The sequence below is a fragment of the Escherichia coli genome (assembly GCF_036503815.1).
GTDB classification, from domain to species: domain Bacteria; phylum Pseudomonadota; class Gammaproteobacteria; order Enterobacterales; family Enterobacteriaceae; genus Escherichia; species Escherichia coli_F.
Genome location: NZ_AP027764.1, coordinates 3,367,947 through 3,392,100, shown reverse-complemented (window position 1 = coordinate 3,392,100; position 24,154 = coordinate 3,367,947). Strand labels below are relative to the sequence as shown.

Annotated in this window: 21 protein-coding genes; 13 read left to right on the top strand and 8 right to left on the bottom strand. The window is 51.6% G+C overall.

Annotation, left to right across the window (positions count from 1 at the left end; all coding sequences use genetic code 11):
- Nucleotides 1-25: 25 nt before the first annotated feature.
- Nucleotides 26-1,507, bottom strand: a complete 1,482-nt coding sequence (dtpD, locus tag AABJ99_RS16290) for a dipeptide permease DtpD (RefSeq protein ID WP_039021227.1) — start codon at nucleotides 1,505-1,507, stop codon at nucleotides 26-28.
- 270 nt (nucleotides 1,508-1,777) lie between these two features.
- Here dtpD and ybgI point away from each other — a divergent pair, with 270 nt between their 5' ends.
- The 5 genes from ybgI to nei are packed head-to-tail and all read left to right on the top strand — an operon-like array spanning nucleotide 1,778 to nucleotide 5,677.
- Complete coding sequence (gene ybgI, locus AABJ99_RS16285) at nucleotides 1,778-2,521, top strand: radiation resistance protein YbgI (RefSeq protein WP_000798864.1); 744 nt, start codon at nucleotides 1,778-1,780, stop codon at nucleotides 2,519-2,521.
- A gap of 22 nt (nucleotides 2,522-2,543) precedes the next feature.
- A complete protein-coding gene (gene pxpB / locus AABJ99_RS16280) occupies nucleotides 2,544-3,200 on the top strand; it encodes a 5-oxoprolinase subunit PxpB (RefSeq protein WP_338387379.1) in 657 nt (218 codons plus the stop codon).
- Nucleotides 3,194-4,126, top strand: a complete 933-nt coding sequence (gene pxpC, locus AABJ99_RS16275; protein ID WP_000912727.1) for a 5-oxoprolinase subunit PxpC — start codon at nucleotides 3,194-3,196, stop codon at nucleotides 4,124-4,126. Before pxpB ends, pxpC begins: the two co-directional genes overlap by 7 nt.
- On the top strand, nucleotides 4,116-4,850 hold the full coding sequence (pxpA, locus tag AABJ99_RS16270; RefSeq protein WP_039021229.1) for a 5-oxoprolinase subunit PxpA: 735 nt from the start codon (nucleotides 4,116-4,118) through the stop codon (nucleotides 4,848-4,850). The genes pxpC and pxpA overlap by 11 nt, the downstream gene beginning before the upstream one ends.
- A gap of 35 nt (nucleotides 4,851-4,885) precedes the next feature.
- A complete protein-coding gene (gene nei / locus AABJ99_RS16265; protein ID WP_039021230.1) occupies nucleotides 4,886-5,677 on the top strand; it encodes an endonuclease VIII in 792 nt (263 codons plus the stop codon).
- Here the strand turns inward: nei and abrB are convergent.
- The 7 genes from abrB to AABJ99_RS16230 form a co-directional block, all read right to left on the bottom strand.
- Nucleotides 5,674-6,720 (bottom strand): AbrB family transcriptional regulator, encoded by a 1,047-nt coding sequence (gene abrB, locus AABJ99_RS16260; RefSeq protein WP_032183683.1) that lies wholly within the window; start codon nucleotides 6,718-6,720, stop codon nucleotides 5,674-5,676. The genes nei and abrB overlap by 4 nt on opposite strands.
- Before the next feature lie 150 nt (nucleotides 6,721-6,870).
- Nucleotides 6,871-7,932: a fimbrial protein gene (gene ybgO / locus AABJ99_RS16255; protein WP_039021231.1), complete on the bottom strand. Its 1,062-nt coding sequence runs from the start codon at nucleotides 7,930-7,932 to the stop codon at nucleotides 6,871-6,873.
- Nucleotides 7,929-8,660 carry a fimbrial biogenesis chaperone gene (gene ybgP / locus AABJ99_RS16250; RefSeq protein WP_000143540.1) on the bottom strand — a complete coding sequence of 244 codons (732 nt, stop codon included), beginning with the start codon at nucleotides 8,658-8,660 and terminating at the stop codon, nucleotides 7,929-7,931. The genes ybgO and ybgP overlap by 4 nt, the downstream gene beginning before the upstream one ends.
- Before the next feature lie 14 nt (nucleotides 8,661-8,674).
- Nucleotides 8,675-11,134 carry a fimbria/pilus outer membrane usher protein gene (ybgQ, locus tag AABJ99_RS16245; RefSeq protein ID WP_187440670.1) on the bottom strand — a complete coding sequence of 820 codons (2,460 nt, stop codon included), beginning with the start codon at nucleotides 11,132-11,134 and terminating at the stop codon, nucleotides 8,675-8,677.
- Nucleotides 11,135-11,183: 49 nt separating this feature from the next.
- The gene (locus AABJ99_RS16240) at nucleotides 11,184-11,750 is read right to left on the bottom strand and encodes a fimbrial protein (protein WP_000472411.1); all 567 of its coding nucleotides are present in this window, start codon (nucleotides 11,748-11,750) and stop codon (nucleotides 11,184-11,186) included.
- A gap of 393 nt (nucleotides 11,751-12,143) precedes the next feature.
- Nucleotides 12,144-13,427, bottom strand: coding sequence for a citrate synthase (gene gltA, locus AABJ99_RS16235; RefSeq protein ID WP_000785834.1), 1,284 nt, complete (start codon nucleotides 13,425-13,427; stop codon nucleotides 12,144-12,146).
- 205 nt (nucleotides 13,428-13,632) lie between these two features.
- Nucleotides 13,633-13,740 carry a hypothetical protein gene (locus AABJ99_RS16230; protein ID WP_123057340.1) on the bottom strand — a complete coding sequence of 36 codons (108 nt, stop codon included), beginning with the start codon at nucleotides 13,738-13,740 and terminating at the stop codon, nucleotides 13,633-13,635.
- 380 nt (nucleotides 13,741-14,120) lie between these two features.
- On the opposite strand from AABJ99_RS16230, the gene sdhC reads away from it, so the two are divergent.
- The 8 genes from sdhC to sucD all read left to right on the top strand — a co-directional run bounded on the left by sdhC (nucleotide 14,121) and on the right by sucD (nucleotide 24,057).
- Nucleotides 14,121-14,525, top strand: a complete 405-nt coding sequence (gene sdhC / locus AABJ99_RS16225; RefSeq protein WP_000263355.1) for a succinate dehydrogenase cytochrome b556 subunit — start codon at nucleotides 14,121-14,123, stop codon at nucleotides 14,523-14,525.
- A complete protein-coding gene (gene sdhD, locus AABJ99_RS16220; RefSeq protein ID WP_000254365.1) occupies nucleotides 14,519-14,866 on the top strand; it encodes a succinate dehydrogenase membrane anchor subunit in 348 nt (115 codons plus the stop codon). The genes sdhC and sdhD overlap by 7 nt, the downstream gene beginning before the upstream one ends.
- On the top strand, nucleotides 14,866-16,632 hold the full coding sequence (gene sdhA / locus AABJ99_RS16215) for a succinate dehydrogenase flavoprotein subunit (protein WP_000775547.1): 1,767 nt from the start codon (nucleotides 14,866-14,868) through the stop codon (nucleotides 16,630-16,632). The genes sdhD and sdhA overlap by 1 nt, the downstream gene beginning before the upstream one ends.
- 15 nt (nucleotides 16,633-16,647) lie before the next feature.
- Nucleotides 16,648-17,364 carry a succinate dehydrogenase iron-sulfur subunit SdhB gene (gene sdhB / locus AABJ99_RS16210; RefSeq protein ID WP_001235263.1) on the top strand — a complete coding sequence of 239 codons (717 nt, stop codon included), beginning with the start codon at nucleotides 16,648-16,650 and terminating at the stop codon, nucleotides 17,362-17,364.
- A gap of 349 nt (nucleotides 17,365-17,713) precedes the next feature.
- Nucleotides 17,714-20,515, top strand: a complete 2,802-nt coding sequence (sucA, locus tag AABJ99_RS16205; RefSeq protein WP_001181473.1) for a 2-oxoglutarate dehydrogenase E1 component — start codon at nucleotides 17,714-17,716, stop codon at nucleotides 20,513-20,515.
- Nucleotides 20,516-20,529: 14 nt separating this feature from the next.
- Nucleotides 20,530-21,747, top strand: a complete 1,218-nt coding sequence (odhB, locus tag AABJ99_RS16200) for a 2-oxoglutarate dehydrogenase complex dihydrolipoyllysine-residue succinyltransferase (protein ID WP_039021232.1) — start codon at nucleotides 20,530-20,532, stop codon at nucleotides 21,745-21,747.
- A 274-nt stretch (nucleotides 21,748-22,021) separates the two neighbouring features.
- Nucleotides 22,022-23,188 carry an ADP-forming succinate--CoA ligase subunit beta gene (gene sucC / locus AABJ99_RS16195; RefSeq protein ID WP_001048602.1) on the top strand — a complete coding sequence of 389 codons (1,167 nt, stop codon included), beginning with the start codon at nucleotides 22,022-22,024 and terminating at the stop codon, nucleotides 23,186-23,188.
- Entirely contained in the window at nucleotides 23,188-24,057 is an 870-nt protein-coding gene (gene sucD / locus AABJ99_RS16190; protein ID WP_000025458.1) for a succinate--CoA ligase subunit alpha, read from the top strand. Before sucC ends, sucD begins: the two co-directional genes overlap by 1 nt.
- Nucleotides 24,058-24,154 lie beyond the last annotated feature (97 nt).

The window sequence follows — 24,154 nt, the reverse complement described above, 5'->3', positions numbered from 1 at the left end:
TTTATCAGGCATCGGTGCTGGCCTGTTAAGACTCCAGCGCCAGCGCGCGGTTTCTGAACTTAAGCGCCTGATACAGCCAAATCATCAGTACCAGTCCTACACACGCCAGTGCACCCCAGGTGATTTGATCAAACACTTCAATATATGCATTGATGGAGTAGTTGATCGCTCCGGAAGCATCAAACGAAGCTTGCGATGTCTGATCGGCAATCACGCCCGCCAGATAGTTCGCAATCGCGCCGGAAAGCAGCATATAAATACCGGTTAATACGCCGGTCACGCCGGGGATTTCAATGCGCGTAATCTGCGACATAGCAACCGGGTCGATAAACAGTTCCGCAAATCCCATCACCGCCAGGCCTAACACCATCAGTGGCAGAGAAGAGTGACCATACATAGCGGACCAGCGGGCGCTTAAGGTCAGAATGCAGAATCCGGCGCTCATCAGGCCGAGACCAAGAGCAAATTTTCCCCAGATGCGCACGGTACGATTACCTGCGATGCTCTCTTTAACTACCCACGCCAGGAACACACCGCACAGCATAACTGCGAAGGCATTAATCGACTGGAACATCGCGGTCGGAACCGTATAACCAAACATATCGCGGTTAACAAAGCGGTCGATATAAAGGCTAATCGAGCTACCCCCCTGTTGTGCGAAGGCCCAGAACAACATGCTGAAGAAGGTGAGCGTCACAATCAGCCCCAGCTCCTTACGCTGTTTCTGGTTTTCTGCTTTGCGATAAATTTTTGCCAAAACGCCAAGGCCAATGATAGTCGCGACAATCAAGGCGTATACCGACCACTCTTTCCAGAACAGTACGGTAATCAGCGCAGGTGTTGCCACCAGCAGAACCAGCAGCCATCCCCAGTTAGGCAGGAGAAAGTTTGTCGCACGCAGTACGTCTTTGTTAACGCCACGGGTATGAGCAAAATGACGATTGCCACATAAGAAGATAACCAGACCCGCGATCATGCCAACCGCCGCCAGGCCAAAGCCCATCGCCCAACTGTACTCTTCCTGGGCGTAGCCACAGGCGATAGGTGCGATAATAGACCCCACGTTACCCGCCGCATACATCAGCGAGAAACCGCCATCACGACGTGGATCGGTTGGCTCATACAGCTCACCGAGCAGGCAACTGACGTTGGATTTAAACAGACCATAGCCGCAGACGATAATCGCCAGGGACAGATAGAGGAATGACGGATGGATCTCACTGGCACCCAGCACCACATGCCCGATCGCCATCAACAACGCCCCCAGCATCACCGCCATGCGATTGCCGAGAACTTTATCCGCCAAAAAGCCGCCGAGGATTGGCGTGACATACACCAGCGAACAGTAGGCGCTAAATAACTCGTACGCGTGGGTGTCGTTGTATTTCAGTTGATTGGTGAGATAGAGAATCAGCAGGGCACGCATGCCGTAAAAGCTAAAATATTCCCAGATTTGCAGCGCAACGACATAGTAAATAGCGCGCGGTTGTGATGCGTGTTTATTCATAATAATTCCACAATTGACTGCAACGTCACGTAATAGTTGCGCGGCGTGCTTGTGTTTCCTTAAAGTTAAAACTTTGATACAGATCTGATTATTTATGCAATATGCTGTCTGATTGCATAAATATACATTAGCTGAAGCGTGATGATATAAACAATTTGCGTCTTTTGGCGTCGGGTTTGTTTCTTAATATGTCAAAAGATTGGCTATCGACGAACAGGCGAGGTAACGCTATGTTAACGGTGTAGCTATCAGAATACGGAAGGCGCGAAGATGAAAAACACCGAACTGGAACAACTGATTAACGAAAAACTGAACAGCGCGGCGATTAGTGATTACGCGCCGAATGGTTTGCAGGTGGAAGGCAAAGAGACGGTGCAAAAAATTGTTACCGGTGTCACCGCCAGCCAGGCTTTGCTCGATGAAGCGGTGCGTCTGGGCGCGGATGCGGTCATTGTGCATCATGGCTACTTCTGGAAAGGCGAATCCCCGGTCATTCGCGGCATGAAGCGTAACCGTTTAAAAACGTTGCTGGCGAATGATATCAACCTGTATGGCTGGCATTTGCCGCTTGACGCACATCCGGAGCTGGGCAATAACGCACAGCTGGCGGCGTTACTTGGGATTACGGTCTTGGGTGAAATTGAGCCGTTAGTGCCGTGGGGCGAACTGACTATGCCTGTGCCGGGACTGGAATTGGCTTCCTGGATTGAAGCGCGTCTGGGACGTAAGCCGTTATGGTGTGGCGATACCGGACCTGAGGTGGTTCAGCGCGTCGCCTGGTGCACGGGCGGCGGGCAGAGTTTTATCGATAGCGCCGCGCGTTTTGGCGTGGATGCTTTTATTACTGGCGAAGTTTCTGAACAGACCATTCATTCAGCCCGCGAGCAGGGATTGCATTTTTATGCTGCGGGTCACCATGCCACTGAACGCGGTGGTATTCGCGCATTGAGCGAGTGGCTGAATGAAAATACCGATCTTGATGTGACCTTTATTGATATTCCTAATCCTGCATAACGAATAATCAGAGGGATCGAAAGTGCAACGAGCGCGTTGTTATCTGATAGGTGAAACGGCGGTAGTGCTGGAGCTGGAACCGCCGGTGACGCTGGCTAGCCAGAAACGGATCTGGCGACTGGCGCAGCGTCTGGTGGATATGCCGAATGTGGTTGAAGCCATTCCCGGCATGAACAATATCACGGTGATTTTACGTAATCCTGAGTCGCTGGCGCTGGATGCCATAGAGCGTTTGCAACGCTGGTGGGAGGATAGTGAGGCGCTGGAGACGGAGTCTCGTTTTATTGAAATTCCGGTGGTTTACGGTGGCGCAGGCGGACCGGATTTGGCGGTGGTCGCGGCGCATTGTGGATTGAGCGAAAAACAGGTTGTTGAATTGCACTCCTCTGTGGAATACGTGGTCTGGTTTTTAGGTTTTCAACCGGGCTTCCCGTATCTCGGGAGTTTGCCGGAACAACTACACACGCCACGGCGCGCTGAACCGCGCTTGCTCGTTCCGGCAGGTTCTGTCGGGATCGGCGGGCCGCAGACCGGTGTTTATCCGCTGGCAACGCCGGGCGGCTGGCAGTTGATTGGTCATACCTCACTCAGCCTGTTTGATCCGGCGCGTGACGAACCCATCTTATTACGTCCGGGAGACAGCGTGCGCTTTGTACCGCAGAAGGAGGGAGTATGCTGAAGATTATTCGTGCGGGCATGTATACCACTGTGCAGGATGGGGGTCGTCACGGTTTTCGCCAGTCGGGTATCAGCCACTGCGGCGCACTGGATATGCCTGCGTTACGCATTGCTAACCTGCTGGTGGGTAATGACGCCAATGCCCCCGCGCTGGAGATAACGCTCGGTCAGTTAACGGTAGAGTTCGAAACTGATGGTTGGTTTGCCCTGACGGGGGCAGGTTGCGAAGCGCGGCTGGATGATAATGCCGTCTGGACTGGCTGGCGATTGCCGATGAAAGCAGGCCAGCGTTTAACGCTTAAACGCCCGCAGCACGGGATGCGCAGTTATCTGGCGGTCGCGGGTGGTATTGATGTTCCGCCGGTAATGGGGTCATGCAGTACCGATCTCAAAGTGGGGATTGGTGGGCTGGAAGGCCGTTTACTGAAGGATGGTGACCGACTCCCGATGGGTAAATCGAAGCGTGATTTTATGGAAGCGCAGGGCGTTAAACAGCTGCTGTGGGGCAACCGCATTCGCGCCTTGCCGGGGCCGGAATATCATGAGTTCGATCGCGCCTCGCAGGATGCATTCTGGCGTTCGCCGTGGCAGCTTAGTCCGCAAAGTAACCGTATGGGTTATCGCTTACAGGGGCAAATTTTAAAACGCACCACCGATCGCGAACTGTTATCTCATGGTTTGTTGCCGGGCGTGGTGCAGGTGCCGCATAACGGCCAGCCGATTGTATTGATGAACGACGCACAGACCACCGGTGGTTATCCGCGTATTGCCTGTATCATTGAGGCTGATATGTACCATCTGGCGCAAATTCCGCTCGGTCAGCCGATTCATTTTGTCCAGTGTTCACTGGAAGAGGCACTGAAAGCACGGCAAGATCAGCAACGTTATTTCGAACAATTAGCGTGGCGGCTGCACAATGAAAATTGACCTGAACGCCGATCTGGGCGAAGGCTGTGCCAGCGACGCAGAGCTATTAACGCTGGTTTCCTCTGCCAATATTGCCTGTGGATTTCATGCAGGCGATGCGCAAACCATGCAGGCTTGCGTGCGTGAAGCAATAAAAAATGGTGTTGCGATTGGCGCTCACCCGAGTTTTCCCGACAGGGAAAATTTTGGTCGCAGCGCCATGCAGCTGCCGCCAGAAACCGTTTACGCCCAGACGCTGTATCAAATTGGCGCGCTGGCAACGATTGCCCGTGCTCAAGGCGGCGTAATGCGTCATGTCAAACCGCACGGCATGTTGTATAACCAGGCGGCGAAAGAGGCACAACTGGCAGACGCCATTGCCAGAGCAGTTTACGCTTGCGATCCGGCGTTGATTCTCGTTGGGCTGGCGGGAAGCGAGCTGATTCGTGCAGGCAAGCAATATGGCCTGACAACGCGCGAGGAAGTGTTTGCCGATCGCAGTTATCAGGCTGACGGCTCGCTGGTGCCGCGAAGCCAGCCAGGCGCGTTGATTGAAAACGAAGAACAGGCGCTGGCGCAAACGTTGGAGATGGTGCAACACGGCAGAGTCAAAAGTATCAACGGCGAATGGGCAACGGTCACGGCGCAGACTGTCTGTCTGCATGGCGACGGCGAGCACGCACTGGCGTTCGCCCGACGACTACGCTCTACATTTGCCGAAAAGGGGATTGTTGTCGCAGCATAACCCCGCTTAATAAAGAATGAAAAAAGGATATCACCATGCCTGAAGGCCCGGAGATCCGCCGTGCAGCGGATAACCTGGAGGCGGCGATCAAAGGCAAACCTCTAACTGATGTCTGGTTTGCCTTCCCGCAGTTAAAACCTTATCAATCACAACTTATCGGTCAACACGTTACCCATGTGGAAACGCGAGGTAAGGCGTTGTTAACTCATTTTTCCAACGGGTTAACGCTCTACAGCCATAATCAGCTTTACGGCGTCTGGCGCGTGGTTGATACCGGCGAAGAGCCGCAGACCACGCGAGTATTGCGGGTAAAACTGCAAACGGCTTACAAAACCATTCTGCTTTATAGCGCCTCAGATATTGAGATGTTGACCCCGGAACAACTGACCACGCATCCGTTTTTACAACGCGTTGGCCCCGATGTGCTGGATCCGAAACTGACGCCGGAGGTGGCGAAAGAACGGTTATTGTCGCCGCGCTTTCGTAACCGTCAGTTTGCTGGATTACTACTCGATCAGGCGTTTCTGGCTGGGCTTGGCAATTATTTGCGGGTGGAGATCCTCTGGCAGGTGGGGTTAACCGGCAATCATAAAGCGAAAGATCTCAATGCGGCGCAACTGGATGCACTCGCACACGCGTTACTGGAGATTCCTCGACTTTCTTACGCTACGCGGGGGCAGGTGGATGAGAATAAACATCATGGGGCGCTGTTTCGCTTTAAGGTTTTTCATCGTGATGGCGAACCGTGCGAACGTTGTGGCAGCATCATTGAGAAAACCACGTTGTCCTCGCGCCCGTTTTACTGGTGTCCAGGCTGCCAGCACTAGGCCGACCGCTTCGGCGCATAGGTTGAAATAAACCGCGCAATGGCTGGCCCCGTCAGCAAAATACTGAACAGGCGTAGGGTTTGCATCGCCATAATAAGCGCCATATCGGCATTGCTCCCTGCGGCGATGACCGCCACGGTATCAAGCCCGCCGGGACTGGTGGCGAGGTAGGCAGTCATAAAATCAATATGCATAAACCGGGTCAGCCCCCACGCCATACCCGCACAAATAGCCAGCAGAGCAAAAATCGACAGCAGGATTTGTGGCAGTGGACGCAATGCTCGCAGTAATATTTGTTTATCGAAACCAAGACCAATCCGCCAGCCAATTGCCATATAGGCTATCGCCAGAAGCCATTCCGGTAGTTCGATGGTTATGTACTCACCAGACTGGAGCAGCGCGCCCGCCAGCATCGGGATGAGCATCGTGCCGGAAGGAAGACGTAGCAAGCATCCCGCCGTACCGGCAACGACCGCGAGCAAAATCGTAAGCAGGAGATTAATGCTCACTGGCGGGAACCAGACGATCTGCTGGTTAACCGCTTCAGCGTTATCGCCCAGCATCATGCGGGTGACCAGAACAGCGGCCCCCGCGACGAACAGCACTCGCAGATATTGCATAAATGCCACCAGGCGAATATCTGCGCCGTAATCTTGCGCCATAGCGACCATTGCCGCCGCGCCGCCAGGAGAAGAACCCCAGGCACCGGTATTTCCAGGCAGTGAGCTATAGCGCACCAATAACCAACCCACGATGGCGCTGGAAAGTAACGTCACCAGTAAAATAGCTAACACAATCGGCCAGTTCACCGCTAGCGTGGTCAGGATCGAACCGGTCAGGTTTTGCGCAATCATGCAGCCAAGAATGGCTTGGGCGGCAAGAAAAGCGGATCGGGGAAGTTGCAGAGTAATTCCGCGCATACTAAAGATGATTCCGGCGATCATTGGCCCAAGTAATAGTGCCGCCGGAAGATGTACCGCGAGGAAGCCAATAGAAAGGAGAAGTGAAAGCACACATAACATTCCCCACTGCAAAACTGGCATCCTTCGCTTCCTCATTATTTTCTCTTTGGTGTATCGATACAGCATAAAGAAAGCCGGGCCAGGAAAAAATAACAGCAATCAAGGAAAAGGGGAAAATCAGCAATTTTCTGAAAGAGATGCCCTTTCGGTTGCAAAGGGCATCATGGGAAATTAGTTATAGTTAATCTTAAAAAGCACCACGGTATCGAAGGAGCCAGCCTCAATGGGAGTGCCGGGAATAGACGAAAGTTCAGCCGTATAGGTTTTTTCGTAGATCAGCATGTCACTGGTGAAGTCGGCATATTCGCTGTATTTGTTGAAAGTATAGGGTGAAGAATTTTCATCCAGCAAACGTAGTTTCAGACCATTACCAATCAGCAGTGCTTTATCCTCTTCAATCAATGTTTCTTCGGTATAAAACGAAGAGCTGACTTTGAATCCGTCGGTACATTGATCGTTTTGTGATTTTGTCGTTTTAATACCGAATGTTTTTGTCATGTTGTGTCGCCGGATATCCAGTACATTAAATTTACCAAAATCAATGACCTGGTTGGCTGGGGTAATAGAAAAATTGACGCTGCAATCCAATACCCGAATGTTTTCCAGACCGGTAATATGATATTTCAGGTTTTGGGCGGTAGGGTCCTCATTAACGCTTCCTTCGCCATCAAATTGCACCACAATGTAATCGCTGAGCGTGCTTTGATAATCATGCGGCGGTATCTCTCGTATCTTGACGTATAACCGCATGCGAGCGAGAAACGTACGCGACATATGAATATTATTGGGATCACCAGAGCAAATTTTGTTCTGCCATCCCATCGCGATGATCTGCTCAGGGGTATAAATATTAATGTTTTTGCTGTCGATGCACTGGTTAGTGTCGATGCGGCTTTTTCCCTGGTTAGCATCATAATCAACACCATTGTAAGTTACGCCGAGTTGATAATAGCGATCCTGAATTCCCGGGTACGGGTTAACCCAGGCGTAGACATGCTCGCTCTCAAAGTTGCCGTTGGTATTGTTGTCACAATAGACGGGAATTTTAATATCGTCAGACTCCCAGATCTTATCGCCGGGTTTGGCATTCCCTGGTACAGCAAATGGTTGAATAGATTCCGATTTTTCTACCGAACCACCGGATGAACCAAAGTAACAGTTCAGGGCAAGCGCAGATTTTAACGGTAGAAATAACAGACAGATGATGAGCAACAATCCCTTGCCAGCACTCATTTCTTCGCCTCCACAGCCTGTAAACGGCATTGCCCGTTACAGTTGAGCGTTGTCATGCGTAATGCGCCATAATCATCCATATAACCGAGATAAAACTGGCTGCCACTATAATTTCCAGTGGTTGTGCTTACTGTACTAAAAGGCGCAATCATCACAGTTTTGAAGCCCGGGAGAACGCTTTGCTCATTTCGCCCAAGATACGCGATGGTCAGATAATAGCCAGTAGGGTTTTTTAAGCTAAGCTGATTGCCCTGCTGGCTGACCTGTAACTGCAGTTCGACCTTTTCTCCTGCTTTCTTGCGTAATGCAGACGGTCGCCAGAACACCTTGATACGGCTCTGGATGGCGACTTGCAGAACGGCATGGTCGCTGTTTTTTTCCGGGGCGGGAGGAATTTCACGCATATTGTAGAAAAATAGCGTTTCGCGATCGCCCGGTAATTTCGCGGTCGAGGCTTGCTTGACTATCCGCACCTGCGTTGTTGCTTTCGGTTCCAGACGTTGTATCGGTGGTAGGGCGACCAGAAGATCGTCGCTTTTCTCCCCTTTTTCATTTTCGAGCCAGGAATAAGCGAGGTAGGGGAGTTTATCGCTACGATTATCTACTCGCAGACTGGTAGCTTTATCATTAGCGTTAAACACAATGCGAGTGCGGTCGGGTTGTAGTGCAGCGTGGCTACACAGACTGGTAACCAACAACAAAAGGGGAAGTCCTTTCATAAATGTCATTTTCATTTCCTTAATTAATGACAAGGTAAAATCAGGCGATTTGCGGTGTCTTCCATATGTTCAGGAAGATGGATCGAGCAACGCTGACTATCACCCCAGACCACGGTAAACTTTTGATTTTCAGCGACTCCGCTTAACCAGGCGTGTCCTTCCTCGCCAACCATCCCCACGCTAATGCTGCTGCCATCCTGACGGATATCCGCACCGAGGGGAGGGAACTGACCGCTGGCGTTGCGAATGATGACGTTAATGTCTTTACCGGAACGGGATGCCAGTGATTTGTAACCTATTGCGCCTTCAATCCACGTTTCTTTGATGACGTTTTCTGTCACCGTCACGCCGTCGGGTAAGTCGTTCATGTTCACGGCCACGGTGGAAGGTTGATAACTGGAAACCAGCGGTACCACTGCAATGCCAAAATGGTTGGTGTAGTCGAGATTACCCTGAACCGGAATATCTGCCACGCCATCGGTGCTGACCATCAGGCGTGGTTCATTGGTGGAGCTGCGGCGATGGAAGGCTGCACCATATTGCGTCGCCGTGAAAGAACCACTCCAGCTGCTGCTAACAGAACTGTAGTCATTGGCAGCATAAGTACCAGAAAGATCCCACTCACCCACTGAACTCAGGTGCTGATAGTTACCGCTCACCTGGGCTCCATTGTCCGGACGGTCGGATTGTAGTCCAGCAGACATCCCCCAGCTATTTCGTTCATCCAGCGTATCGTTCCACGACATGCGGTGTGTGGTGCTGTGGCTACTGTTTTGCATGTCATAACCGACCCGACCACCGTTACCGAAGGGAAGCGAAATCGACAGGTAAATCTGATTGTCGCGATCTTTATCTTCGTAGTGGGTGGTATTGAATGACGTCGAGATCGAGATATCTCTCCAGTTACCAATATCAACATTAAAACCCGCCGTGATGTTGGCGGTCGTGGAGGCGTCTGCATTCCACCAGGTTTGATGCAGCAGGTTGGCGTACAGATTGAGGTTCAGTGGGGTAATCGGTTGCCCCACGGATAAGCTGATCGTCTGTTTTTCGTCCTGCGCATCGTTGTCGTTGTATTTGTGATCCAGATAGTTGGCGTAGCTGTGAAAATGACGATCTGAGAAGCGATAAGCGGCGAGCGAAATCGTGCTGTTAGTGGCATCCACTTGTTTGCTGTAATTAAAGCGGTAACTTAAGCCCCGCTCGTCCTGCTGAGTATCAAACTGACTACTGGCCCAGGTGACATCAAACGACAATGCACCAAGCCAGAGCATATTTTGCCCGATACCCATTGCGGCAGAATGGTAGTCGTCACCCGAAATCAGCAGACCGCCGTACAGCGAGGTATTTGACAGCATCCCCCAGGAAACTTCATTGCTAAAAAAGGTTTCATTTTCAGTTTGATGAGACATAGATGTTCGCGGCTGACCGGCAGCAAGTTTATAGCGAACCTGCCCCTGGCGCGTAAGGAAAGGCGTCGATGCTGCCGAAACCTGGAAATTGTTCACCCGACCATCTTCTTCCGTCACTTTGACATCCAGCGTCCCCTGGACGGACTGATTAAGGTCATCAATGATAAACGGGCCTGGCGGGACTTTTTTCTGGTAGATGACGCGGCCTGATTGACTGATCGTCACCGTGGCATTGGTTTGTGCTATACCGCTAATTTGTGGAGCGTAGCCGCGCAGTTCCCACGGTAACATCCGGTCGTCACTCGCCAGTGCCGCGCCGGTATAAGAAAAACCGTCGAAAATATTGGAACTAAAATCCGTTTCGCCGAGGGTTAATTTTGAACCTAATTGCGGTAGCGGGCGAAAAAGATAGGTACGTGATATTTCGCCTGACTGCTCATGGCTATCATCTCCATCATTTTGATTCAACTGATAGTCACTGCGTAAGCGCCATGCCCCCGCGTTAATTCCGGCTGTTCCGTAGGCGTTAAGATTAGTGCTGCTGCTGCCATCCTGTGGGCGGTAGCTGCTGGCAAACAAGTTGTAATCCATCAGGACTCCGGGGACACCTTCTTTCCATGTGGAGGGTGGAGTCCAGTTATCTGAGTGCCACGCCAGCCGGGCCTGTGGGATGGTGATATTCAGTTGCTGACTGGCCTGATCAAAATTGAAGAGCATTTCTGGTCGGGAGCTAAAATCGACGCACTGATTAATCAGAGGTAACGACTGACGGACTTCGGGTTTTAAGCCAAACTTATCGACCAATAAATCATTGATGCACGGAATGGTAGTGTCACCCTTTTTTTGCCAGTTAATTTTTTGCCCATTACTGATTTGATTATTATTTACCGCAACGCTGACAAAATATTCACCGGGAGCAATGACACCTTTTTCCTTTAATAATGAAATATCAATGCGCTCACGCATCGATTTGTCGAGGACATTCAGGTTGAATTCAACCGCCATGGCGGAAGGCATCGCCATGACCAGGCAGGATACAAAAGAGAGTCGATAAATATTCACGGTGTCCATACCAGATAAATATTTTAAGAAAGGCGGCAGTGATGCCGCCCAATAACGCTTATTTATAATCCAGTACGTAGGTTGCATTCGCTGTAACAGCCCCTGCCGTTACTGGTGTCGCTTGATCAATTTGTTCCATCCAGGCAAAGAAGTTCAGTGTTTGTTCACTGGACGTTGGTGCGAGGTCGATATCCGGAGAAGCAGTGCCTAAAATGATATTGCTTTGATCCTTATTCATTAAACGCACGCCGACACCGGTGGCTTCGCCAGTGCTGGTATTGTTGAGTATCGGATCTGCGCCAGTGGTTTTCGCTGAGCTATCGAAGGTGACCGCAACTTTGGAAATCTTACCACCGGAACCGTTATTAGAGTTTTCCAGGTCGCAGTTGATTAAACGCAGGTCGACAGCAACCGCATCGCTGTGATGAGACTGATTAATGTGGCTGGTGGTCACCTGACCTAGCTCAATTTCTTTATCAATATCATCATGATGTATTTCACATGGTGCTTCTATAACCTCACCTTTAAAGTGAATTTCACCAGAACCTTCATCAGCTGCATAAACCGGTGCAGTGAATAACAGAGATACGGCCAATGCGGCCAATGTTTTTTGTCCTTTAAACATAACTGAGTCCTTTACAGAAATAGAAAAAAGTATAGCGATATCAGAATATCTTATTTGATTGTCGAATGTTTTTAGTTTTACTTAAAAATATTATTAATTATATTAAATGCAAGGTTAACTAATTGATGTGATGAATTAATAATTTAATGAATGTTATCGGGGGGAATGAGAGAGATATACCTCATTTTCATGAGGTTATAAATGTAACTAAAAGCAGATACCTTAATTAAAATTTATTATTTTGCCGATAAAATGAACAATTCTATTATTTTGCAATATTAATGTCAGCCGGTTAATTAATTTTATTTTTACATTTTTTTGTGTTCAGGTAGATAAAAATTAACCCGCCTTTTAAAGGCGGGTTAACAGAATTTACTGCTTAGGAATCAGCAGTTAACGTTTGATGTCGCTTTTAAAATCGCGTTTTTCATAGCCGGTATACAGCTGACGTGGACGGGCAATCTTCATGCCGTCACTGTGCATTTCGCTCCAGTGGGCGATCCAGCCAACTGTACGTGCCATAGCGAATATGACGGTGAACATGGAAGACGGAATACCCATCGCTTTCAGGATGATACCAGAGTAGAAATCGACGTTAGGGTACAGTTTTTTCTCAATAAAGTACGGGTCGTTCAGCGCGATATTTTCCAGCTCCATAGCTACTTCCAGCAGGTCATCCTTCGTGCCCAGCTCTTTCAGGACTTCGTGGCAGGTTTCACGCATGACGGTGGCGCGCGGGTCGTAGTTTTTGTACACGCGGTGACCGAAGCCCATCAGACGGAAAGAGTCATTCTTGTCTTTCGCACGACGAACAAATTCCGGAATGTGTTTAACGGAGCTGATTTCTTCCAGCATTTTCAGCGCTGCTTCGTTAGCACCACCGTGCGCAGGTCCCCACAATGAAGCAATACCTGCGGCGATACAGGCAAACGGGTTCGCCCCCGAAGAGCCAGCGGTACGCACGGTGGAGGTAGAGGCGTTCTGTTCATGGTCAGCGTGCAGGATCAGAATACGGTCCATCGCGCGTTCCAGAATCGGGTTGACTTCATACGGTTCGCACGGCGTGGAGAACATCATATTCAAGAAATTACCGGCGTAGGAGAGATCGTTGCGTGGGTAAACAAACGGCTGGCCGATAGAGTATTTGTAACACATCGCGGCCATGGTCGGCATTTTTGACAGCAGGCGGAACGCGGCAATTTCACGATGGCGCGGATTGTTAACATCCAGAGAGTCGTGATAGAACGCCGCCAGCGCGCCGGTAATACCACACATGACTGCCATTGGATGCGAGTCGCGACGGAAAGCATGGAACAGACGGGTAATCTGCTCGTGGATCATGGTATGACGGGTCACCGTAGTTTTAAATTCGTCATACTGTTCCTGAGTTGGTTTTTCACCATTCAGCAGGATGTAACAAACTTCCAGGTAGTTAGAATCGGTCGCCAGCTGATCGATCGGGAAACCGCGGTGCAGCAAAATACCTTCATCACCATCAATAAAAGTAATTTTAGATTCGCAGGATGCGGTTGAAGTGAAGCCTGGGTCAAAGGTGAACACACCTTTTGAACCGAGAGTACGGATATCAATAACATCTTGACCCAGCGTGCCTTTCAGCACATCCAGTTCAACAGCTGTGTCCCCGTTGAGGGTGAGTTTTGCTTTTGTATCAGCCATTTAAGGTCTCCTTAGCGCCTTATTGCGTAAGACTGCCGGAACTTAAATTTGCCTTCGCACATCAACCTGGCTTTACCCGTTTGTTATTTGGCTCGCCGCTCTGCGGAAGAGGGGAAAACCTGGGTACAGAGCTCTGGGCGCTTGCAGGTAAAGGATCCATTGATGACGAATAAATGGCGAATCAAGTACTTAGCAATCCGAATTATTAAACTTGTCTACCACTAATAACTGTCCCGAATGAATTGGTCAATACTTCCACACTGTTACATAAGTTAATCTTAGGTGAAATACTGACTTCATAACTTTTACGCATTATATGCTTTTCCTAGTGATGTTTGTAACAACTTTGTTGAATGATTGTCAAATTAGATGATTAAAAATTAAATAAATGTTGTTATCGTGACCCAGATCACTGTTCGGGATAAAACCCGACAAACTATATGTAGGTTAATTGTAATGATTTTGTGAACGGCCTATACTGCCGCCAGGTCTCCGGAACACCCTGCAATCCCGAGCCACCCAGCGTTGTAACGTGTCGTTTTCGCATCTGGAAGCAGTGTTTTGCATGACGCGCAGTTATAGAAAGGACGCTGTCTGACCCGCAAGCAGACCGGAGGAAGGAAATCCCGACGTCTCCAGGTAACAGAAAGTTAACCTCTGTGCCCGTAGTCCCCAGGGAATAATAAGAACAGCATGTGGGCGTTATTCATGATAAGAAATGTGAAAAAACAAAGACCTGTTAATCTGGACCTACAGACCATCCGGTTCCCCGTCACGGCGATAGCGTCCATTCTCCATCGCGTTTCCGGTGTGATCACCTTTGTTGCAGTGGGCATCCTGCTGTGGCTTCTGGGTACCAGCCTCTCTTCCCCTGAAGGTTTCGAGCAAGCTTCCGCGATTATGGGCAGCTTCTTCGTCAAATTTATCATGTGGGGCATCCTTACCGCTCTGGCGTATCACGTCGTCGTAGGTATTCGCCACATGATGATGGATTTTGGCTATCTGGAAGAAACATTCGAAGCGGGTAAACGCTCCGCCAAAATCTCCTTTGTTATTACTGTCGTGCTTTCACTTCTCGCAGGAGTCCTCGTATGGTAAGCAACGCCTCCGCATTAGGACGCAATGGCGTACATGATTTCATCCTCGTTCGCGCTACCGCTATCGTCCTGACGCTTTACATCATTTATATGGTCGGTTTTTTCGCTACCAGTGGCGAGCTGACATATGAAGTCTGGATTGGTTTCTTCGCCTCTGCGTTCACCAAAGTGTTCACCCTGCTGGCGCTGTTTTCTATCTTGATCCATGCCTGGATCGGCATGTGGCAGGTGTTGACCGACTACGTTAAACCGCTGGCCTTGCGCCTGATGCTGCAACTGGTGATTGTCGTTGCACTGGTGGTTTACGTGATTTATGGATTCGTTGTGGTGTGGGGTGTGTGATGAAATTGCCAGTCAGAGAATTTGATGCAGTTGTGATTGGTGCCGGTGGCGCAGGTATGCGCGCGGCGCTGCAAATTTCCCAGAGCGGCCAAACCTGTGCGCTGCTCTCCAAAGTCTTCCCGACCCGTTCCCATACCGTTTCTGCGCAAGGCGGCATTACCGTTGCGCTGGGTAATACCCATGAAGATAACTGGGAATGGCATATGTACGACACCGTAAAAGGGTCGGACTATATCGGTGACCAGGACGCGATTGAATATATGTGTAAAACCGGGCCGGAAGCGATTCTGGAACTGGAACACATGGGGCTACCGTTCTCGCGTCTTGATGATGGTCGTATCTATCAACGTCCGTTTGGCGGCCAGTCGAAAAACTTCGGTGGCGAGCAAGCGGCACGTACTGCGGCGGCAGCTGACCGTACCGGTCACGCACTGTTGCACACGCTTTATCAGCAGAACCTGAAAAACCACACCACCATTTTCTCCGAGTGGTATGCGCTGGATCTGGTGAAGAACCAGGATGGCGCGGTAGTTGGTTGTACCGCACTGTGCATCGAAACCGGTGAAGTGGTTTACTTCAAAGCCCGTGCGACTGTGCTGGCAACCGGCGGGGCAGGGCGTATTTATCAGTCCACCACCAACGCGCACATTAACACCGGCGACGGCGTCGGTATGGCTATCCGTGCAGGTGTACCTGTGCAGGATATGGAAATGTGGCAGTTCCACCCGACCGGTATAGCAGGTGCGGGCGTACTGGTCACCGAAGGTTGCCGTGGTGAAGGCGGTTATCTGCTGAACAAACATGGCGAACGCTTTATGGAGCGTTATGCGCCGAACGCCAAAGACCTGGCGGGCCGTGACGTGGTGGCGCGTTCCATCATGATCGAAATCCGTGAAGGTCGCGGCTGTGATGGTCCGTGGGGGCCACATGCAAAACTGAAACTCGACCACCTGGGTAAAGAAGTTCTCGAATCCCGTCTGCCGGGTATCCTTGAACTCTCCCGTACCTTCGCACACGTCGATCCGGTGAAAGAGCCGATTCCGGTTATCCCAACCTGTCACTACATGATGGGCGGTATTCCGACCAAAGTGACCGGTCAGGCGCTGACGGTGAACGAGAAAGGCGAAGATGTGGTTGTTCCGGGGCTGTTCGCGGTAGGTGAAATCGCTTGTGTATCGGTACACGGCGCTAACCGTCTTGGCGGCAACTCGCTGCTGGACCTGGTGGTATTTGGTCGCGCAGCGGGTTTGCATCTGCAAGAGTCTATCGCCGAGCAGGGCGCACTGCGCGATGCCAGCGAGTCTGATGTTGAAGCGTCTCTGGAGCGTCTGAATCGCTGGAACAACAACCGTAATGGTGAAGATCCAGTGGCGATTCGTAAAGCACTGCAAGAATGTATGCAGCATAACTTCTCGGTCTTCCGTGAAGGTGATGCGATGGCAAAAGGGCTTGAGCAGTTGAAAGTGATCCGCGAGCGTTTGAAAAATGCCCGTCTGGATGACACTTCCAGCGAGTTCAACACCCAGCGCGTTGAATGCCTGGAACTGGATAACCTGATGGAAACGGCGTATGCAACGGCTGTTTCTGCCAACTTCCGTACCGAAAGCCGTGGCGCGCATAGCCGCTTCGACTTCCCGGATCGTGATGATGAAAACTGGCTGTGCCACTCCCTGTATCTGCCAGAGTCGGAATCCATGACGCGCCGAAGCGTCAACATGGAACCGAAACTGCGCCCGGCATTCCCGCCGAAGATTCGTACTTACTAATGCGGAGACAGGAAAATGAGACTCGAGTTTTCAATTTATCGCTATAACCCGGATGTTGATGATGCTCCGCGTATGCAGGATTACACCCTGGAAGCGGAAGAAGGTCGCGACATGATGCTGCTGGATGCGCTTATCCAGTTGAAAGAGAAAGATCCCAGCCTGTCGTTCCGCCGCTCCTGCCGTGAAGGTGTGTGCGGTTCCGACGGTCTGAACATGAATGGCAAGAATGGTCTGGCCTGTATTACCCCGATTTCGGCACTCAACCAGCCGGGCAAGAAGATTGTGATTCGCCCGCTGCCAGGTTTACCGGTGATCCGCGATTTGGTGGTAGACATGGGACAATTCTATGCGCAATATGAGAAAATTAAGCCTTACCTGTTGAATAATGGACAAAATCCGCCAGCTCGTGAGCATTTACAGATGCCAGAGCAGCGCGAAAAACTCGACGGGCTGTATGAATGTATTCTCTGCGCATGTTGTTCAACCTCTTGTCCGTCTTTCTGGTGGAATCCCGATAAGTTTATCGGCCCGGCAGGCTTGTTAGCGGCATATCGTTTCCTGATCGATAGCCGTGATACCGAGACTGACAGCCGCCTCGACGGTTTGAGCGATGCATTCAGTGTATTCCGCTGTCACAGCATCATGAACTGCGTCAGTGTATGTCCGAAAGGGCTGAACCCGACGCGCGCTATCGGCCATATCAAGTCGATGTTGTTGCAACGTAATGCGTAAACCCAGGCCTGATAAGACGCACAAGCGTCGCATCAGGCAACCAGGGCCGGATGCGGCGTGAACGCCTTATCCGGCCTACAAAAGAAATGCAGAAATCGTAGGCCTGATAAGACGCGCAAGCGTCGCATCAGGCAACCAGGGCCGGATGCGGCGTGAATGCCTTATCCGGCCTACAAAAGAAATGCAGGAAATCTTTAAAAACTGCCCCTGACACTAAGACAGTTTTTAAAGGTTCCTTCGCGAGCCACTACGTAGACAAGAGCTCGCAAGTGAACCCCGGCACGCACATCACTGTGCGTGGTAGTATCCACGGCGAAGTAAGCATAAAAAAGATGCTTAAGGGATCACGATGCAGAACAGCGCTTTGAAAGCCTGGTTGGACTCTTCTTACCTCTCTGGCGCAAACCAGAGCTGGATAGAACAGCTCTATGAAGACTTCTTAACCGATCCTGACTCGGTTGACGCTAACTGGCGTTCGACGTTCCAGCAGTTACCTGGTACGGGAGTCAAACCGGATCAATTCCACTCTCAAACGCGTGAATATTTCCGCCGCCTGGCGAAAGACGCTTCACGTTACTCTTCAACGATCTCCGACCCTGACACCAATGTGAAGCAGGTTAAAGTCCTGCAGCTCATTAACGCATACCGCTTCCGCGGTCACCAGCATGCGAATCTCGATCCGCTGGGACTGTGGCAGCAAGATAAAGTGGCCGATCTGGATCCGTCTTTCCACGATCTGACCGAAGCAGACTTCCAGGAGACCTTCAACGTCGGTTCATTTGCCAGCGGCAAAGAAACCATGAAACTCGGCGAGCTGCTGGAAGCCCTCAAGCAAACCTACTGCGGCCCGATTGGTGCCGAGTACATGCACATTACCAGCACCGAAGAAAAACGCTGGATCCAACAGCGTATCGAGTCTGGTCGCGCGACTTTCAATAGCGAAGAGAAAAAACGCTTCTTAAGCGAACTGACCGCCGCTGAAGGCCTTGAACGTTACCTCGGCGCAAAATTCCCTGGCGCAAAACGCTTCTCGCTGGAAGGCGGTGACGCGTTAATCCCGATGCTTAAAGAGATGATCCGCCATGCTGGCAATAGCGGCACCCGTGAAGTGGTTCTTGGGATGGCGCACCGTGGTCGTCTGAACGTGCTGGTTAACGTGCTGGGTAAAAAACCGCAAGATTTGTTCGACGAATTTGCCGGTAAACATAAAGAACACCTCGGCACGGGCGACGTGAAATACCACATGGGCTTCTCGTCTGACTTCCAGACCGATGGCGGCCTGGTTCACCTGGCGCTGGCGTTTAACCCGTCTCACCTTGAGATTGTAAGCCCGGTAGTTATCGGTTCTGTTCGTGCCCGTCTGGACAGACTCGACGAGCCGAGCAGCAACAAAGTGCTGCCAATCACCATCCACGGTGACGCCGCAGTGACCGGGCAGGGCGTGGTTCAGGAAACCCTGAACATGTCGAAAGCGCGTGGTTATGAAGTTGGCGGTACGGTACGTATCGTTATCAACAACCAGGTTGGCTTCACCACCTCTAACCCGCTGGATGCCCGTTCTACGCCGTACTGTACTGATATCGGCAAGATGGTACAGGCACCGATTTTCCACGTTAATGCGGATGATCCGGAAGCCGTTGCCTTTGTGACCCGTCTGGCGCTCGATTTCCGTAACACCTTTAAACGTGATGTCTTCATCGATCTGGTGTGCTACCGCCGTCACGGCCACAACGAAGCCGACGAGCCGAGCGCAACCCAGCCGCTGATGTATCAGAAAATCAAAAAACATCCAACGCCGCGCAAAATCTACGCAGACAAGCTGGAGCAGGAAAAAGTGGCGACGCTGGAAGATGCCACCGAGATGGTTAACCTGTACCGCGATGCGCTGGATGCTGGCGATTGCGTGGTAGCAGAGTGGCGTCCGATGAACATGCACTCTTTCACATGGTCGCCGTACCTCAACCACGAATGGGACGAAGAGTACCCGAACAAAGTTGAGATGAAGCGCCTGCAGGAATTGGCTAAACGTATCAGTACGGTGCCGGAAGCGGTTGAAATGCAGTCTCGCGTTGCCAAGATTTATGGCGATCGCCAGGCAATGGCTGCCGGTGAGAAACTGTTCGACTGGGGCGGCGCGGAAAACCTCGCTTACGCCACGCTGGTTGATGAAGGCATTCCGGTCCGCCTGTCGGGTGAAGACTCCGGTCGCGGTACCTTCTTCCATCGCCATGCGGTGATCCACAACCAGTCCAACGGTTCCACTTACACGCCCCTGCAACATATCCATAATGGTCAGGGCGCGTTCCGCGTCTGGGACTCCGTACTGTCTGAAGAAGCAGTGCTGGCGTTTGAATACGGTTATGCCACCGCAGAGCCGCGCACGCTGACCATCTGGGAAGCGCAGTTTGGTGACTTTGCCAACGGTGCGCAGGTGGTTATCGACCAGTTCATCTCCTCTGGCGAACAAAAATGGGGCCGGATGTGTGGTCTGGTAATGCTGCTGCCGCACGGGTATGAAGGGCAGGGGCCGGAGCACTCCTCCGCGCGTCTGGAACGTTATCTGCAACTTTGTGCTGAACAAAACATGCAGGTGTGCGTACCGTCTACCCCGGCACAGGTTTACCATATGTTGCGTCGTCAGGCGCTGCGCGGGATGCGTCGTCCGCTGGTGGTGATGTCGCCGAAATCCCTGCTGCGTCATCCGCTGGCGGTTTCCAGCCTCGAAGAACTGGCGAACGGTACCTTCCTGCCAGCCATCGGTGAAATCGACGAGCTTGATCCGAAGGGCGTGAAGCGCGTAGTGATGTGTTCTGGTAAGGTTTATTACGATCTGCTGGAACAACGCCGTAAGAACAATCAACACGATGTCGCCATCGTGCGTATCGAGCAACTCTATCCGTTCCCGCATAAAGCGATGCAGGAAGTGTTGCAGCAGTTTGCTCACGTCAAGGATTTTGTCTGGTGCCAGGAAGAGCCGCTCAACCAGGGCGCATGGTACTGCAGCCAGCATCATTTCCGTGAAGTGATTCCGTTTGGGGCTTCTCTGCGTTATGCAGGCCGCCCGGCCTCCGCCTCTCCGGCGGTAGGGTATATGTCCGTTCACCAGAAACAGCAACAAGATCTGGTTAATGACGCGCTGAACGTCGAATAAATAAAGGATACACAATGAGTAGCGTAGATATTCTGGTCCCTGACCTGCCTGAATCCGTAGCCGATGCCACCGTCGCAACCTGGCATAAAAAACCCGGCGACGCAGTCGTACGTGATGAAGTGCTGGTAGAAATCGAAACTGACAAAGTGGTACTGGAAGTACCGGCATCAGCAGACGGCATTCTGGATGCGGTTCTGGAAGATGAAGGTACAACCGTAACGTCTCGTCAGATCCTTGGTCGCCTGCGTGAAGGCAACAGCGCCGGGAAAGAAACCAGCGCTAAAGCTGAAGAGAAAGCGTCCACTCCGGCACAACGCCAACAAGCGTCTCTGGAAGAGCAAAACAACGATGCGTTAAGCCCGGCGATCCGTCGCCTTTTGGCTGAACACAATCTTGATGCCAGCGCCATTAAAGGCACCGGTGTAGGTGGTCGTCTGACCCGTGAAGATGTGGAAAAACATCTGGCGAAAGCCCCGGCGAAAGAGTCTGCACCAGCAGCTGCGGCTCCCGCGGCGCAACCGGCTCTGGCTGCACGTAGCGAAAAACGTGTCCCGATGACTCGCCTGCGTAAGCGTGTGGCAGAGCGTCTGCTGGAAGCGAAAAACTCTACTGCCATGCTGACCACGTTCAACGAAGTCAACATGAAGCCGATTATGGATCTGCGTAAGCAGTACGGTGAAGTGTTTGAAAAACGCCACGGCATCCGTCTGGGCTTTATGTCCTTCTACGTGAAAGCGGTGGTTGAAGCCCTGAAACGTTACCCGGAAGTGAATGCTTCTATCGACGGCGATGATGTGGTTTACCACAACTATTTTGACGTCAGCATGGCGGTATCTACGCCGCGCGGCCTGGTGACGCCGGTTCTGCGTGATGTCGATACCCTCGGCATGGCAGATATCGAGAAGAAAATTAAAGAGCTGGCAGTTAAAGGCCGTGACGGCAAGCTGACGGTTGAAGATCTGACTGGTGGTAACTTCACCATCACCAACGGTGGTGTGTTCGGTTCCCTGATGTCTACGCCTATCATCAACCCGCCGCAGAGCGCAATTCTGGGTATGCACGCTATCAAAGATCGTCCGATGGCAGTGAATGGTCAGGTTGAGATCCTGCCGATGATGTACCTGGCGCTGTCCTACGATCACCGTCTGATCGATGGTCGCGAGTCCGTGGGCTTCCTGGTAACGATCAAAGAGTTGCTGGAAGATCCGACGCGTCTGCTGCTGGACGTGTAGTAGTTTAAGTTTCACCTGCACTGTAGACCGAATGAGGCATTATCGCTTTCTCCGGCAATTGAAGCCTGATGCGACGCTGACGCGTCTTATCAGGCCTACGGGGACCATCAATGTAGGTCGGATAAGGCGCTCGCGCCGCATCCGACAAGCGATGCCTGATGCGACGCTTGCGCGTCTTATCAGGCCTACGGGTGACCGACAATACCCGGAAGCGATACGAAATATTCGGTCTACGGTTTAAAAGATAACGATTACTGAAGGATGGACAGAACACATGAACTTACATGAATATCAGGCAAAACAACTGTTTGCCCGCTATGGCTTACCAGCACCGGTGGGTTATGCCTGTACTACTCCGCGCGAAGCAGAAGAAGCCGCTTCAAAAATCGGTGCCGGTCCGTGGGTAGTGAAATGTCAGGTTCACGCTGGTGGCCGCGGTAAAGCGGGCGGTGTGAAAGTTGTAAACAGCAAAGAAGACATCCGTGCTTTTGCAGAAAACTGGCTGGGCAAGCGTCTGGTAACGTATCAAACAGATGCTAATGGCCAACCGGTTAACCAGATTCTGGTTGAAGCAGCGACCGATATCGCTAAAGAGCTGTATCTTGGTGCCGTTGTAGACCGTAGTTCCCGTCGCGTGGTCTTTATGGCCTCCACTGAAGGCGGCGTGGAAATCGAAAAAGTGGCGGAAGAAACTCCGCACCTGATCCACAAAGTTGCGCTTGATCCGCTGACTGGCCCGATGCCGTATCAGGGACGCGAGCTGGCGTTCAAACTGGGCCTGGAAGGTAAACTGGTTCAACAGTTCACCAAAATTTTCATGGGTCTGGCGACCATTTTCCTTGAGCGCGACCTTGCTCTTATCGAAATTAACCCGCTGGTTATTACCAAACAGGGCGATCTGATCTGCCTCGACGGTAAACTGGGTGCTGATGGCAACGCACTGTTCCGCCAGCCTGATCTGCGCGAAATGCGAGACCAGTCGCAGGAAGATCCACGTGAAGCACAGGCTGCACAGTGGGAACTGAACTACGTTGCGCTGGACGGTAACATCGGTTGTATGGTTAACGGCGCAGGTCTGGCGATGGGTACCATGGACATCGTTAAACTGCACGGTGGCGAACCAGCTAACTTCCTGGACGTTGGCGGTGGCGCAACCAAAGAACGTGTAACCGAAGCGTTCAAAATCATCCTCTCTGACGACAAAGTGAAAGCCGTTCTGGTTAACATCTTCGGTGGTATCGTTCGTTGCGACCTGATCGCTGACGGTATCATCGGCGCGGTAGCGGAAGTGGGTGTTAACGTACCGGTCGTGGTACGTCTGGAAGGTAACAACGCCGAACTCGGCGCGAAGAAACTGGCTGACAGCGGCCTGAATATTATTGCAGCAAAAGGTCTGACTGATGCAGCTCAGCAGGTTGTTGCCGCAGTGGAGGGGAAATAATGTCCATTTTAATTGATAAAAACACCAAGGTTATCTGCCAGGGCTTTACTGGTAGCCAGGGGACTTTCCACTCTGAACAGGCCATTGCATACGGCACCAAAATGGTTGGCGGCGTAACCCCAGGTAAAGGCGGTACTACCCACCTCGGCCTGCCGGTGTTCAACACCGTGCGTGAAGCCGTTGCTGCTACTGGCGCTACCGCTTCTGTTATCTACGTACCAGCACCGTTCTGCAAAGACTCCATTCTGGAAGCCATCGATGCAGGCATCAAACTGATTATCACCATCACTGAAGGCATCCCGACGCTGGATATGCTGACCGTGAAAGTGAAACTGGACGAAGCTGGCGTACGCATGATCGGCCCGAACTGCCCAGGCGTTATCACTCCGGGTGAATGTAAAATCGGCATCCAGCCGGGTCACATTCACAAACCGGGTAAAGTGGGTATCGTTTCCCGTTCCGGTACACTGACCTATGAAGCGGTTAAACAGACCACGGATTACGGTTTCGGTCAGTCGACCTGTGTCGGTATCGGCGGCGACCCGATCCCTGGCTCTAACTTTATCGACATCCTCGAAATGTTCGAAAAAGATCCGCAGACCGAAGCGATCGTGATGATCGGTGAGATCGGCGGTAGCGCTGAAGAAGAAGCGGCTGCGTACATCAAAGAGCACGTTACCAAGCCAGTTGTAGGTTACATCGCTGGTGTAACTGCGCCGAAAGGCAAACGTATGGGCCACGCGGGTGCGATCATTGCCGGTGGGAAAGGGACTGCGGATGAGAAATTTGCTGCTCTGGAAGCCGCAGGCGTGAAAACCGTTCGCAGCCTGGCGGATATCGGTGAAGCACTGAAAACTGTTTTGAAATAAATATCTGTAATAAGAAATAGCCCTCGCCGCTTCCCTCTACAGGAATGGCGAAGGGCTGTCGGTTTCGACATGGTTGGCCATCGTATGATGGCCTTTT